This window comes from Flavobacterium sp. AG291, assembly GCF_003350375.1.
GTDB classification, from domain to species: Bacteria; Bacteroidota; Bacteroidia; order Flavobacteriales; family Flavobacteriaceae; genus Flavobacterium; species Flavobacterium suzhouense.
This window is the reverse complement of record NZ_QQAR01000009.1, coordinates 15,359-30,176: the sequence shown is the minus strand read 5'-3', so window position 1 is coordinate 30,176 and position 14,818 is coordinate 15,359. Positions and strand designations below refer to the sequence as shown.

Below are 14,818 nucleotides of genomic sequence, written 5' to 3'. Positions count from 1 at the left end.
TGTAGTCTTTTAGGATTGCATTTTATTGTTGTACCTGCTCAGACATTCCGTTATAGTTAGACAGAGTATTGGTATTCAGCGCGTAGGTTACAATAATGTTCAGTATTAGCTGTCTGTCATTGTTTGCACCGTCATACAACACCTTGCCATCCATATTAACATCTCCCGAGAAATAACCGGTAGCGTTAGAATAGTTTAGTATCTGGGAAGCATTGCCCGGAAACGAAAGCACTTGCGATGCAGCTACCTGCCTGTCATTGGCCGAACCATCATATTTTACCTGACTGTCAAAGTTGGCGTTCCCGGCATAAAGTGCCCTGACACCGCTAACGGTAGCCATAGCCTGCTGGCCTGTAAAACCAGGAGCTGCATAAAGATTAGCATCTGTAAGTGTGGTAAAGTCAAGTGCTACTGCCTGATTTGTAGCCGTAAGCACCTGATTATATAAAGCCCCAAAGTGATTTCTGTGTTTGATAGACACCCTGAAAGTAGAAGGAAGATTTAATACCAATGGTCCTCCGTTAGCAGCAACAATATCACCATCTCTCTGAATTAGTGCAGCAGCTGTTTTTACAACCGTTTGTGGTGCCGCAGCATCACGTATCTCTACAAAAACCCAGTCTACAACAGCATTCCCTGTTCCGGCATTTGCCTGAATTACGGCATTAGTAGTAACTTCCGATCCGCCACCTCCTACATGGGTAAACCTTGTGTTTAGTGCACTGCTGTAAGGCTGGTTGAGCGGAATGTACCCACCTTCTCTCAAGTTATCGCGCATAAGGCCACCTGTTGAATTAAACAGGGCTCCCTGCAGCATAGCTTTTAGGCTTAGTGTAACATCACAGGTAGCGGTAAGCGTTACCGTAATGGCAAGACGTGTTGTACTTTGGCATCCTGTTACAGCATCAGTAAGTGTAGCATAGTAAATTGCATTGTTAGCCAGTAGTGTGTTCGAAGCCAGTAAATTTCCGTTTACTGCCGCGTCATAAAAAGTAACTCCAGGCTCATTTACCTGAAGGTTTGCAACAGTAGGCGAAGCAAAACTACAGAACTGCTGTGATGCATTATTAGTAGTTGGTGTAGCCACACTGGTTACCGTAACCGGTACTGCAACCCTCGAAGATTCTTCCGGACAGCCTATTTTGGCAGCCGCTACATAAAATGTAGTTGTTGCTGTAAGAGCAGTCGTTACATAAGGAACTCCCGACGCTAATGTTGTTGCGGTACCTCCTGTTGCGGTAGTATACCAACGAAGCTCATTACCCGCCGCGGTAGTAGCTATAAGCGAAGCTGTCCCCCCGGAGCAGGCGAAATAGCTACCCCCCACAGGCGGTGTGATTGTTGGTGGCGCCACCGTTCTTGTTACACCATAAAACTCTAAATTTTGCGCTACCGATGCGCCAACAAGCGAATTGAAGCTAACCACAATTCTGTCTACAGGAGCACCGGGATTAATTGGTATTGTAGTAATAACGCCGCCCTGCATATTAAGAAGGTTTAGCGTTAACAAACTTGAAAGTGTCTGGTTGGTAACCTGAGTACCACCGTTGTATGACATAATATTTACATTGTTAGCCAGATTTAGATCCAGCAGGGTTCCTACAGCACGCAGTCGTACATTGAACTGATCGGTAGCACCCGACAGCCCTTCAAAATAAACGGTTTGGCTAATAGTAGAACCAACGCCCAAAAGACCTAGACTCAATACCGAGAAATTAGTGGTATTGGCATCTATGGCAAACTGAGGATTTTGAACACCCGCCGAACCAAGCTGAAGCGCATCAAGGGTTATACCTGAACCGGAAAAGCTTGTAAATGCCGGAGACCCGCAATTGGCAGGTGCCGAATCATAAAAAGCTTCGAAAACATTAAGTGTTTTTACATTGTTTAACCCTAATAAAGAGCCTACTCTGTTAGTAAGCCTTATACGGTTATAAGCTGATGCCGGAGTAATTGCAACAAAATATTCGCCGGCTGCATTGATTACTATTCGTAATCTGTCACCTGCAAAATCTCCTGCAACATTACTATCTCCATCTAATACCACTGTGGTATTATTCTTGGCCTCGACAGTAAATTCCTGGTTACCGATAAGCACAGCCCCAAGCACATCGGCGAGTAGGCCTCCAAGATTTCCACCTAATAATGATGGCAACAGGTTATCATCAGTAGTAATTTTTACATAGCTTGTTGTATTTGCAGGAACAAGACCCGGATACTGTAACTCGACGTAACCAGAATACTGGCCAACACCTACAAGTATTCCTGTACTGGCCCTAACCTGTGCAGCCGTTGTCAGGTTCTGATCATACGACTGTGGAACATTGTCTGACTGAAATGAAGTAGCAGACGAAGCGTAGACTCTTGTTTGCGAAATTCCTTTGTAAGGGATCAGGAAAATCGCTACTGCAAAAAGCAAGAAAAGAGCCTGATTTTTGGGAGTAGTTTTTAATACCATAAACTTTAAGATTAATTAAATAATTCATTGGTTCATGGAATTAAATTACCTACATACTACATAATAGCCTTAAATTATTGATAATTTCGCACAAGTATCGACAAAATACTATTTTTTATCGATGAATTACGCAATAAAATTCTTACTAATTTTTAATGTAAATTTAACACCTTATTTATAGTTTTTTTGATTAAATTAATATGCCTTAAATTCCGGAAAAAGCCGTCTAAGTCCCGTTTTTTATGCGTTGACGCACCATTGGGTTTGCATATACCATACAGTTTTTTGTCGTAACCTTAACAGAAGATGTAGGAAGTGACTCACAACTGATTCCGCTTTGGGTATTCATGGTAATTCTCCTGTAAAAAGTACTTTTTAGGAGCACCGGAGGCTGATAGGTTATACCCGTTTCACCCGAAATAACTGACCAGCTTACATCATCGAGAGACGACTCCCAACGGTAACTAATTGTACTTCCCGCATCCGCAGAAACAGAACTTAAAGAAGTTGGTTGTTTATTAAGACATATTGTTTGTTCCCCGGCGATAGCCCCGGCAATAGGTTTAGCCACTACCGTAACAGGAACAGCAAATCTTATCCCGGTACAGGAACCATTGAACTGCTCTGCATAATATGTTGTATTTGATGTAAGCACAGGTGTAATAAAAGCCACCCCGCTATTTGTTGTTGCTATTGCAGTTCCCCCCGACGCCACAGTATACCATCGAATTTGGGCACCGGTAGTTACTGTAGCCGTAAGCGACACAGTACTACCCGAACAAATGGCAGTATAGGCATTAATTCCCGGAACCGACAGCGTTTTGGTAACTCCATAAAAATTGAGGCTTTGCGCAACACCAGCGAAAGAGGAAAGCCTCACTGTTATCCTGTCTACTGCAGAACCCGGGCTCATATATAATGTTGTTATAGCGCCGCCTGTCATAGTGAGAGCATTCAAAGTTATCAATTCCGCGAGTGTCTTGGTTTGCACTGCAGTGCCCTGATAAGAGGCAGTGATACTTACATTTGAAGCTATACCTGCACTTAACAAGGATGCCGAAGTGCTTAGCCGAACACCAAAAATGTCACTTGCATTTGAAGGACCTTCAAAATAAACCGTTTGTTCGACAGAGGGCCCAACGCCAAGCAATCCAACATTAATTACCGAAAAATCAGTTGTGCTTGGAGTAAGCACATACTCCGGATTGGAAACGTTCGAGTCAGTAAGACTAACTATACTTGTACCGGAGTAGGAAGTGTAAGTTGGTTCGCTACATAAACCAGATCCGGATATATAATATGCATCATATACCGACAAGACTCTTGTCTGTCCGAGATTTAAAAGCGCAGTACCTACTTTGCTGGTAAGTTTTATTCTATTATATGATTGATCTGGTGTAATTCTAATAAAATATTCACCTGCAGAATTTTGTACGATACGTAATCTTTCGGTAGCAAACTGACCTAAAGTTGCGCTATTTCCACTTAAAACAGCAGATCCATTATTTAGTTTAGCCTCAACTACAAATTCATGTTTACCCGCCAATACTGTACCCAGCAAACCTGCAACAAGATTTCCAAGACTACCGCCCACCAAAGACTGAAGTATATTATCTTCGGCGGTTATCTTAATATAACTTGTAGTATTAGCAGGTAAGGGAGACGAAAACTGTAATTCAATGTATCCTTCATAACCAGCTAACACAAGAGTATTAGATTTAGCTGTTACATCAACTTTCGTGGTAAGGTTCCCATCATAGGCATTAGTTAATGGCGCACTTGCGTTATCGCTGGATGTAACACTTGTTGCATACACCTTTGTTTGAGCATATCCTGCTATTGCAGTGTACAAAAAAAACATAACGCAACATAAGCGCACTATATTCCCCGATATTGGATATCCCCCGATAATCAATTGGTTTTCAGTTTAATTAAACAACTACTAGCTGGTTTAAGTAAATCTAAAACCTTCCTCACGCGCGCGAAAGAACATTCGGAAAAGCATCGATTAAAAACACATTTTTATCTATGAAATGAACATACTATCTTTGCAGCCGTAAAAAGGAAAAACCTATTTTTGCATAATTCTAAGAAACAGAGGCCGTGAGCATGAATTTTAATAAAGAGATTGAGAGAAGACGTACTTTTGGTATTATTTCCCACCCGGATGCCGGTAAAACAACATTGACCGAAAAGCTCCTTTTATTTGGAGGTGCTATTCAGGAAGCCGGTGCCGTAAAGAGCAACAAGATCAAAAAAGGCGCAACCAGTGACTTTATGGAAATTGAAAGGCAAAGGGGAATCTCTGTTGCTACCTCTGTACTTGCTTTTAATTATAAAGACAAGAAAATAAACATCCTGGATACTCCCGGCCATAAAGACTTTGCTGAAGATACTTTCAGGACACTTACTGCTGTAGATAGTGTTATCGTAGTAATAGACGTTGCAAAAGGGGTTGAGGAACAAACTGAAAAACTGGTACAGGTATGCCGTATGCGTAACATTCCTATGCTGGTATTCATCAACAAACTTGACCGTGAGGGTAAAGATGCTTTTGACCTTATGGACGAGGTAGAACAAAAACTTGGCCTTACGGTAACTCCTTTAAGTTTCCCTATAGGTATGGGTTATGATTTTCAGGGTATCTACAATATCTGGGAAAAAAACATTAACCTGTTTAGCGGAGACAGCCGTAAAAATATTGAAGAAACCATTGCTTTCAGCGACATCAACAATCCTGAACTTGAAAAAATAATTGGTGAAAAACCAGCCGGCAAACTAAGGGAAGAACTTGAACTTATTGAAGAGGTCTATCCCGCTTTTGACAGAGAAGCTTACCTTAACGGAAAACAACAACCTGTGTTTTTTGGTTCGGCATTAAATAACTTTGGTGTTCGTGAGCTATTAGATTGCTTTATAGATATCGCGCCTTCTCCAAGACCAAAAGATTCTGATACAAGAACTGTTGAGCCGGATGAAGCTAAGTTTGCAGGATTTGTATTCAAGATTCACGCAAACATGGATCCTAAGCACCGTGACAGGATAGCATTCGTAAAAATTGTTTCGGGTGTTTTTGAGAGAAACAAACCATACCTGCATGTACGCCTTGGCAAGAACCTGAAGTTCTCGAGTCCAAATGCATTCTTTGCAGAGAAGAAAGAAATTGTAGATATCTCTTACCCTGGTGATATTGTAGGTTTACACGATACCGGAAACTTTAAGATTGGCGACACCCTTACCGAAGGCGAACTTATGAGCTTTAAAGGTATACCAAGCTTCTCGCCTGAGCATTTCCGCTACATCAATAACGCTGATCCTCTAAAAGCCAAGCAGCTTGAAAAAGGTATCGACCAGCTTATGGACGAAGGTGTAGCTCAGCTATTTACTCTTGAAATGAATAACCGTAAGGTTATTGGTACAGTAGGAGCACTTCAATATGAAGTAATACAATACAGACTTGAGCACGAATATGGAGCAAAATGTTCTTACGAGAACTTCCCTGCTTTTAAGGCATGCTGGGTAAAGCCTGATGATGCTAAAAATGAAGAATTTGCCGAATTTAAAAGGATCAAGCAAAAATTCCTTGCAAAGGATAAATACGGGCAACTTGTATTCCTGGCAGATTCAGATTTCTCTATCCAGATGACTCAGTCTAAATATCCAACAGTAAAGCTTTTCTTTACTTCTGAATTTGACTAATGCAATTCAACTGATAAATTTACCTTTAATCGCTTAACTTAAAGTTAACCCAAAAAAAGTAATTATTTTTATTGGGAATACACTACGTTTTATTTTTTAACCTGGTCGGATTCTAAAACTTCCTGCATTACAGGATAGTCAGCCTTGCTTATCTTACTCATTTGCAATGCACAGAACCTGCCAAGATCATTTCGTATGTGCAGTATTTTCTGCGCCCCCAAACCAATGCTATTTGGTTTAACTGAATGATATTTAAAAAACGTATGTTTGAACCAACTAAAAAATTAATCATATCGCTGCTTCTATTGGCAGCGCTCTTTAACACTTCAATCGGCATTGCAAATGACCGACATGAAAGAGCTATACTCTACACCAACAGCCAAAACGAAGAAAAAACAACCGATGACTCTTCAAATACCGAAGCAATAACTTCTTATGACAATTTATTAGAGAAACTTGATAATTACAAGCTTCTAATTTTTACAAATCTCACTTTTACAGTTTGTTGTTCGCTTCTGATATATTTTCTTTTAAAAGCAAAATACAAAAGAGAGCGTTTCATGGAAAGCTACATTACCGAAACAAGAATAGCAAAAAAAGTACATGACGAAATAGCCAATGAACTTTACGAAACAGTAAATTATCTTGACTCGGAAAAGAAAATTTCTGATGAAAACAGAAGAAAACTAATTCTAAAGCTTGACAACGTTTATGTCATGACAAAAAATATATCCAGGGAAACAGCAAACATTGAGACCGGATATAATTTTCCTGAACACTTAAAACTCATGCTTACAGGCTATTCAGGAGATAAGGTAAATGTTATTATAAAAGGAATGGGAGACATTAAATGGAATAAGATTAACACCTTAAAAAAAATAGCTTTATACCGCTCGTTGCAGGAATTAATGGTAAACATGAAAAAACACAGCGGGGCTTCGCTGGTAATCTTAGATTTTTCTGTCACTGGAAAAAAAATGGAGATTTCATACATTGACAATGGTTGCGGAATTAGTAAAGAAAAAACACTCTATAAAAGCGGCCTAATGAATATTGAGCGCCGAATGCATTCTGTTGGCGGACAAGCAAATTTAAATACCGATACCGAAAAAGGATTTCATATCATACTTACCTACCCTCCTTATTCAAAATAATAACCCATCCCCCATGTTCTCAAAAATTTTAATTATAGAAGACATAGACAGTATTAGTCTAGGTATTATCACAGTTCTTAAAAAAAATTTTGATTCAGAAATACACTCAGTCAAATATTGTGATGAAGGGTATTTAAAAATCAAAAAAGCCATATCAGAGAGTAAACCTTATGATTTAATCATTACTGATTTATCCTTTAAAGACGACCATAAAAAGAAAATACATCTTGTTACCGGCGAGGAACTAATAGCGCAACTTAGAAAAGAAAACATACATCTAAAAATAATAGTATACGCTATGGACGAAAAGCCTTTCATCATAAAGTCTCTATTATCTGATCATTTTATTAATGCATATGTAATAAAAGGCCGTGAAAGCACCTCAGAGCTTATTGATGCAATCAATTCAACAATTAAGGGCTTTACATACATTTCACCGGCATTCGAAAAAACATTTAAACAGCAATCACTGTTTGAAATGGATAGCTATGATATATTAATTCTAAGATTTTTATCAGAGGGCCATACACAGGACGACATAAGCAAATTATTTAAAGAGAAAAGATACCCTTCTGCAAGTATGAGCAGCATCGAAAAAAGAATAAATAAACTAAAGTTAGTACTTAAAGCTAACAACAGTATTCAGCTTGTCGCTATTGCTAAAGACATGAAAATCATTTAGAAACGAAAACGCATTTCATCGATTATAACTTTTTTTTAACATTTGTTTACGGTTTCCCGTAAACAAATGTTAGAAAAACTTTATAATTTTAATGCTATATGTAGAATTGTTCTCGTTAAACCTTAAACAGTTATTTAAAACATAATACCTTCTTTTGACCATTTTATTTAACACCATAATAATTTTACGTGTTAAAATTTATTTTAAATTTGCTTATTATTAACATTAAATCGTAACAAAACACACAAATAATAACTAAAATAACAAATAAATAAACATATAATAATTAAACTTATTTTTCACTTATTTATTTTTTAAATACAACAGTAACCCCCACTGTATTCCTTTAAACATCCCAACCACAACATTAAACAAACCACACACTTATGAAGTACATTATCATTAAAGGAGCAAGGAGTTCAGGCAAAGCCGAAACCATTAATGCAGTATGCAAAAAATTAAAACCGGAAGCTATCCGTAAAGTCTATTTTTCAGAATCCGGACATGTATCACTGGAAAGTATTGCCCCGGCAGCAGGAATTTCAGACGGCACGTACATAGTTACGGTACGCAAAAAGAATATCCTGATGGTATCAGGTGCTCCAACAGAACAAAAGAAAAAGATAAGTTCCATCATGGAATCGGTTTTTCATTTAAATCTAAAACCTGATTTCGCCATTGTTGCTATGAGAGGGCTTGAAAAACTAAAAGATTTCTCTACATCAAAAGAGCTTGAAAAATTTGGCAAGTGTATTTATGAAACCAAAATATGGAGAATACCATCATACACTTTCCATCTTACCGAAGAATGGAATAAACGTATATCATATATTACAGCCATAACGCTGCACAACTTATAACTTTAGTCTCCCAGCTGGAGCCTAAAGTTTTTTAAAAGATATGCAGTTCAAATTATTTTTAGTAATTTTAACACCCAATCATTTACATCCCAAACAATTACAAATAAAAACAACAACCAATTAATCTCTAAAACAGTAAAGCCTATGGTAAAATAAACAACAACTTCTAAAACCCGTTTACTTCAAAATCCACACCTGTATTATCAACCAAATTCAACCGGAATTATGAAGTATATAGTAATAAAGGGTGCTAAAAGTGCCGGCAAAGCCGCTACCATAAGAGAGGTTTGCACAAGGCTGAAACCCGATGCCGTTAAACGCATCTATATTTCTGAGTCAGGATCTGTAGCAGCAGAAAATGTACAATCTGCCAAAATAACTGAAGGAAATTTTGTAGTTACTGTAAGGAAAAAAAATATCCTTATTGTTTCTGCCTCGCCTACAGAACAGAAAAAAAGGATTACATCAATAATGGAATCGGTTTCAAAATTAAATATCAGGCCCGACTTTGCAATTGTATCAATGTGCGGACTTGAAAAACTAAAAGACTTCTCTACCTCAAAAGAGCTTGAAAGCTACGGTAAATGCATTTATGAGACCAAAATATGGCGAATACCTTCTTATACCTTTAATCTCACAGATGAATGGAACAGGCGGGTATCTTATCTCACAGCAATTACGCTTCACAATCTCTGACGGTACCAATAAAAAAAGGCAGGAATTATCCTGCCTTTTGATTATAGATTATATGTCCAGACCTGAACTGCATAAGGTTGCATTATCAATGCCCTCACCCCTCTGCCGAAAGTTGAATTAGGAGATCCGAATATCAGTTTCATACTCTCCAGTCTGATGGTTACATCATCACTTAGCCTGGTAAACTCTTCTTTCCCCGATAAATTTATCATTACCAACACCTTTTTTTCTCCGTTTACACGGGTAAAGGAAACAACATTATCATTGTTGTTAGAGATTGGCGCATATTTTCCTTCAGCAACAGCCGATTGCATTTTTTTCATCCTTATAAGCTCTCTATAGTAAGCCCATAAAGAGTTTTTATCACCCTGCTGCTCTTCCTGAGAAACACCGTCATTAGGCCTGGCGCTACTGTTTTCGAAATAAGGTTTAAAATCCCTGTACCATAATGCCATTCCGTTGCCCTGTCCTGAAGCATACCATTCGAAAGCCTCCCTTGACGGAATACCATCGGCATCTGTACCGGTATTTAACGGTTTACTCATCATTCCTATCTCCTGTCCGTAATAAATACATGGAACACCTCCAAGTAAAAAATTAAGCCCTGCAGCAACTTTTAATGACCCTAAATTCATTCCCTGCATTGAGGCAACCCTTTGCACCTTTTCGTTCTCGATATAAGGTACCGGAACCTTACCATCAGGAAGATTCATAAAAGTACTGTCGGCAGCCTTCATTATCTTATTCTTATCGAATGAAACTATAGCATCCCTTAACTTAGATGATTGTACCCTGTCGAAACCGGCCTTAGTATAAAGGTCATTCCCGAAAGAGGTTCCATCTGCAGCAGCGAGTATCTGTATCGCAGGATTTACTTTTTTAAGCCCCGCGATTAAAGGTGCATAAAAAGCTTTAAGCTGATTACTTGTTTTCCCTGAATTATCAAGTTTATCTTTTATATCAACAATCCTGAAACCATCAACACCATCATAAAAACTACCATCACCATCCGGATCGGTCCAGTATTTAAGGGCTTTAGCATAATAAGCCGCCACCTTTTCATTTTTAAGATTAACAGCCACGACTTGTTCTTTTACTCCTTTTAGAGTAGTTATTTCAGGCAACTGATACGGTTTTTCATTTTTAGTATCGGTATAATAAATGTAACCGCTATAAGCCGATTTGGTATTTTTAAAGGAATCTGTAAACCATAAATGTTTAGCACTGATGTATTGCAGGTCTACCTCCTGATACAGCTTCATTTTCCTTAAGTGAATATTTTGAATAAGGTCACGGTATTCTTTAAAAGCGCCGTATATCTCATCAATTTTTTCAAGATTACCTGCATAGAGATTATGGTAAAAATCCGACTGGTATATCGGTGATAGTGTTATGGTAGTTACTCCCAACTGCTGAAGATATCCAAGCTTGTCCTCAATACCTTTAAGGTCTCCCTGGCCATCGCCGTCACTATCAAAAAAACTACGGGTGTTTATATGGTACATTACTTCATGCTGCGCAAATGCAGGTGTAATGCATAAAGAAAAGAAAGCGAATACTAACGAACGTATCATAGATTTAAGTTTGTTTCAAATATAAGAGATTTACGTAAAGATTTATTGTAATGATAACAGCTAATCAGCAATAACTCCTACTAATAATTAGTATTTTTGCTTAAATTAATATAAAACAAATGCTTATAATAGGAATTGCCGGAGGCACTGGAAGCGGTAAAACCACCGTTGTACAACAGATAATGAACGAACTGCCTTCTGAAGAGGTAGGCATTATTTCTCAGGATTCTTATTACAGGCAAACAACAGGGCTTACATATGAAGACAGGGCTAAAATTAACTTTGACCACCCTAACTCTATCGACTTTGAACTGCTGGCTGAACATCTGGCTGCCTTAAAATCAGGACAAACGATTGAACAGCCTGTCTATTCTTTTATTACACATAATAGGACAAGCGATACTATTATTACCCATCCACGAAAGGTAATGATTGTTGAGGGCATCCTTATATTGGCAGATGCCAGGCTAAGAGATATGTTTGATATTAAGATCTTTGTCTATGCCGATGCTGATGAAAGGCTTATCCGTCGCCTGAAACGCGATATCGCCGAACGAGGCAGGGATATGGAGGAGGTACTTAACCGCTATCAAAACACCCTGAAACCTATGCATGAGCAATTTATTGAACCCACTAAAGCCCATGCAGATATTATTATTCCGCACGACAGATACAATACAGTAGCTATTGATGTGGTCAGGGCAGTAATCCACCAGCGCTTAAAATAATACACTATGCCTTTGTCAGCAGATATCTGAGAGTTTCCAGTACTTTAGGTATTTCTTTTACCCTTGCCTCTGTCCAAAAATACTTATCCGGAAACATGGAATTATTCAGTTGTACCGAGAAAACCTGTTTATTATCATAGATCTCGAATTTTAGGGTTAGCTCATTCGAATTGAAAATATACTTTACTGTTTTCTTTTTGCCGGTAGTATTGTTCAAATTAGGAATTACATATTCTTCCAGCCAAACAACCATATCCCCTATTTCTTCAATTCCTATCCATGCATCCTCTTTTACCCTGAAGTTGTCTGCATTTTGTTGGGTTACTAAATATTCTGCCGTAACATTAAGCCCATACATTTTTGTATTTTGTTTAAGATCTATTATTTCCGCAGGATAAAATTGTACGGTTTCATTCCATCCCGATTTAAAAACAGCCGATTCATTCTCGTCAAGATTGATCTGGATAAAGCTTGACCGGTCGATAAACTCCGATGCTGAGGATAACTTTTCGTTTTGTGCACTTACTGTTGCCGAAAGAAACAGCAAAAAAAGAAGGTATATTTTTTTCATAGAGACGATTGTTTAGGTTTATGCTACTGAAACAAAAGTTATTCCAATAATTAAGTTATGTGGACAAAAGTTTATAATTTAAAATCTGTCTTTTCGTATTTTGATGTAATTTAGCAGCATGAAATTCTTCAAAAAACTAACCAAACGCTTTCCAATCCTTAAAATACTGGGGAACAGGTATGTATTGGTTATCATTTTTGTAGGGGTATGGCTTACATTTCTGGACAACTATTCTTATTTTGAAAACCGCATCCTCGACAAAAAGATTGAAGAACTTGAAGCCAACAAACGTTACTACATTCAGGAGATAAAAAAAGACAGCACCAGCATAAGGCAGCTGAACAATCCTGACCAGACTGAAAAATATGCGCGTGAGAAGTACTACATGAAACGCGACAATGAAGATGTTTATATCATAGAATTTGAAGATAGTATCCCGGCAGAAGAACAGGGTACAAAATCTCTTTAATATATTCCGCATGAGCGAAAAGCTATTTAATGAATTTGAACCGGTTTCTTCCAAACAATGGAAGCAACAGATACAGTATGAGCTTAAGGGCGCAGACTATAATGAAACCCTTGTTTGGGAAAGCCCGGAAGGCATTAAGGTAAAACCTTTTTACCATATTGATGAGTTTAAACAAGGCCCTGCAGTTGCCGGAAAAGCTGCTGAGTTCAGCATTTGCCAGAACATATATGTACACGATACTGAAAAATCGGCAGGAAGGGCTATATCTACTTTAAAACGTGGTGCCGAAAGCCTTCGCTTTACCATTGAGAACGAAAGTACTGATGTAAAGGCATTGCTTTCTAAAGTTCCTAACGATACCCCCGTGTATTTTTATTTACCTTTCCTATCAATCGATTTCGTAAAGAGTCTTGACGTTATAGCAAAGGAGAGAAATGCACAGTTTTATGTTCAGATTGACCCTGTTGGACAACTGGCAAAAGAAGGAAACTGGCATACCAACCTTGAAACCGATATTGAGGCTTTAAATACCATTGCTATTGCATGCAGCAATATTCATTTCCTTAGCGTAGATGGCAGCCTGTACCAAAATGCAGGAGCCAATATCGTTCAGCAGATTGCCTATACTTTGGCACATGCGAATGAATACTTTAACCGCGTTGCAACTATAAATAAACCTATAGTGCTTCAGGTAGCAGTAGGAACTAACTATTTCTTTGAGATTGCAAAATTACGTGCAATGCGAACGCTTTTCAACCTGATCGCGGCAGAATATGATCATAATTTTGATTGCCATATCATAACTACACCTACTAAGCGCAACAAAACTCTTTACGATTATAATGTAAACATGCTTCGTACAACAACCGAGTGCATGAGTGCAATTCTTGGTGGCGCAAACAGCGTAGCTAATCTTGCTTATGACGCCATTTACCATAAAGACAATGAGTTTGGCGACCGTATAGCTCGTAACCAGTTATTGGTACTGAAACACGAAAGCTATTTTGATAAAGTGAATAACCCTTCAGACGGGGCTTATTATATCGAAGAGCTAACACAACAGCTTGCCGAAAAAGCCTTGGCATTGTTTAAAGATATCGAAGCTAATGGAGGTTTGATAACTCAACTGATGGAGGGAACAATTCAGCGTAAGATTCAGGAAAGCGCTGCCAAAGAGCAGGAGCTTTTCGACTCAGGGAAAGAAGTATTATTAGGCACCAACAAATACCCTAACAAGAACGACAAAATGAGTCACGACCTTGAGTTATATCCATTCGTAAAAGCCAATCCGAGAAAAACGCTTGTAGCGCCAATCATAGAAAAAAGGCTGTCGGAGAAAATGGAACTGGAAAGGCTGGAGAGTGAGAAATCAAATATTGAGTAATAATTTAAGTATCTTTATTCAAAACAAATGATTATGGAAGCTATAAGACAATTCATAAAAGTAAATGGACGTAATATAAACATTACATTACCTGATGATTTTAATGCTGATGAAGTAGAAGTAATCATTTTACCTAAAAATGAGGAAACTTATCTAACCGATGAAATGAAGGCAATACTCGATTCAAGAGTTAATGAACCTTCCGAAAATTATATCTCATCTAAAGAATCTATTGAAAAGCTGAAAAACAAGTATGGGATTTAAGGTTATTGTTTCTGAATTAGCTCAAAAAGATATTGAAAACTCTCTGGAATATTATTTAGAAGTAAGTATTGATGCTCCTGTAAAATTTATCGAAGAGTTAGAAAAAGCTTATTCAGCACTTGAATTGAATCCATATTTTAGAGTATCATACAAGGATTATAGATTACTCCCTTTAAAAAGATTTCCCTTTATACTGGTCTACCAAATCCATAATGATGAAATTCTGATTAAAGCCTGTTTCCATACTTCTAAAAGCACAAAAAAATACCCAAAATAAAT

14 protein-coding genes are annotated in these 14,818 nt (G+C 38.0%); 10 read left to right on the top strand and 4 right to left on the bottom strand.

Features of this window, described 5'->3' with window-relative positions; translation table 11 throughout:
• Window positions 1–22: 22 nt before the first annotated feature.
• Together DEU42_RS10495 and DEU42_RS10490 are read right to left on the bottom strand one after the other, a co-directional pair.
• Window positions 23–2,458, bottom strand: a complete 2,436-nt coding sequence (locus tag DEU42_RS10495; protein WP_114758258.1) for a hypothetical protein — start codon at window positions 2,456–2,458, stop codon at window positions 23–25.
• A 226-nt stretch (window positions 2,459–2,684) separates the two neighbouring features.
• Window positions 2,685–4,319, bottom strand: a complete 1,635-nt coding sequence (locus DEU42_RS10490) for a hypothetical protein (RefSeq protein ID WP_114758257.1) — start codon at window positions 4,317–4,319, stop codon at window positions 2,685–2,687.
• A 248-nt stretch (window positions 4,320–4,567) separates the two neighbouring features.
• On the opposite strand from DEU42_RS10490, the gene DEU42_RS10485 reads away from it, so the two are divergent.
• The 5 genes from DEU42_RS10485 (at window position 4,568) to DEU42_RS10465 (ending at window position 9,549) form a co-directional block, all read left to right on the top strand.
• Complete coding sequence (locus tag DEU42_RS10485) at window positions 4,568–6,157, top strand: peptide chain release factor 3 (protein ID WP_114758256.1); 1,590 nt, start codon at window positions 4,568–4,570, stop codon at window positions 6,155–6,157.
• A 245-nt stretch (window positions 6,158–6,402) separates the two neighbouring features.
• Complete coding sequence (locus tag DEU42_RS10480) at window positions 6,403–7,311, top strand: sensor histidine kinase (RefSeq protein ID WP_114758255.1); 909 nt, start codon at window positions 6,403–6,405, stop codon at window positions 7,309–7,311.
• A 13-nt stretch (window positions 7,312–7,324) separates the two neighbouring features.
• Window positions 7,325–7,993: a response regulator transcription factor gene (locus DEU42_RS10475; protein WP_114758254.1), complete on the top strand. Its 669-nt coding sequence runs from the start codon at window positions 7,325–7,327 to the stop codon at window positions 7,991–7,993.
• A gap of 386 nt (window positions 7,994–8,379) precedes the next feature.
• A complete protein-coding gene (locus DEU42_RS10470; RefSeq protein WP_114758253.1) occupies window positions 8,380–8,853 on the top strand; it encodes a hypothetical protein in 474 nt (157 codons plus the stop codon).
• A gap of 225 nt (window positions 8,854–9,078) precedes the next feature.
• On the top strand, window positions 9,079–9,549 hold the full coding sequence (locus tag DEU42_RS10465) for a hypothetical protein (RefSeq protein ID WP_114758252.1): 471 nt from the start codon (window positions 9,079–9,081) through the stop codon (window positions 9,547–9,549).
• A 41-nt stretch (window positions 9,550–9,590) separates the two neighbouring features.
• Here the strand turns inward: DEU42_RS10465 and DEU42_RS10460 are convergent, their stop codons facing one another.
• Window positions 9,591–11,123 carry an alpha-amylase family glycosyl hydrolase gene (locus DEU42_RS10460; RefSeq protein WP_114758251.1) on the bottom strand — a complete coding sequence of 511 codons (1,533 nt, stop codon included), beginning with the start codon at window positions 11,121–11,123 and terminating at the stop codon, window positions 9,591–9,593.
• A gap of 119 nt (window positions 11,124–11,242) precedes the next feature.
• Between DEU42_RS10460 and udk the strand changes: the two genes are divergently transcribed.
• The gene (gene udk, locus DEU42_RS10455; protein ID WP_114758250.1) at window positions 11,243–11,851 is read left to right on the top strand and encodes a uridine kinase; all 609 of its coding nucleotides are present in this window, start codon (window positions 11,243–11,245) and stop codon (window positions 11,849–11,851) included.
• A gap of 4 nt (window positions 11,852–11,855) precedes the next feature.
• Here udk and DEU42_RS10450 read toward each other — a convergent pair whose 3' ends face one another.
• On the bottom strand, window positions 11,856–12,422 hold the full coding sequence (locus DEU42_RS10450) for a hypothetical protein (protein ID WP_114758249.1): 567 nt from the start codon (window positions 12,420–12,422) through the stop codon (window positions 11,856–11,858).
• A gap of 118 nt (window positions 12,423–12,540) precedes the next feature.
• Between DEU42_RS10450 and DEU42_RS10445 the strand changes: the two genes are divergently transcribed.
• The 4 genes from DEU42_RS10445 to DEU42_RS10430 are packed head-to-tail and all read left to right on the top strand — an operon-like array spanning window position 12,541 to window position 14,816.
• Complete coding sequence (locus DEU42_RS10445; protein ID WP_114758248.1) at window positions 12,541–12,891, top strand: FtsB family cell division protein; 351 nt, start codon at window positions 12,541–12,543, stop codon at window positions 12,889–12,891.
• 10 nt (window positions 12,892–12,901) lie between these two features.
• Window positions 12,902–14,275 carry a methylmalonyl-CoA mutase subunit beta gene (locus DEU42_RS10440; protein WP_114758247.1) on the top strand — a complete coding sequence of 458 codons (1,374 nt, stop codon included), beginning with the start codon at window positions 12,902–12,904 and terminating at the stop codon, window positions 14,273–14,275.
• 33 nt (window positions 14,276–14,308) lie between these two features.
• On the top strand, window positions 14,309–14,539 hold the full coding sequence (locus DEU42_RS10435) for a hypothetical protein (RefSeq protein ID WP_147278104.1): 231 nt from the start codon (window positions 14,309–14,311) through the stop codon (window positions 14,537–14,539).
• Window positions 14,529–14,816: a type II toxin-antitoxin system RelE/ParE family toxin gene (locus tag DEU42_RS10430; protein WP_114758245.1), complete on the top strand. Its 288-nt coding sequence runs from the start codon at window positions 14,529–14,531 to the stop codon at window positions 14,814–14,816. The genes DEU42_RS10435 and DEU42_RS10430 overlap by 11 nt, the downstream gene beginning before the upstream one ends.
• Window positions 14,817–14,818 lie beyond the last annotated feature (2 nt).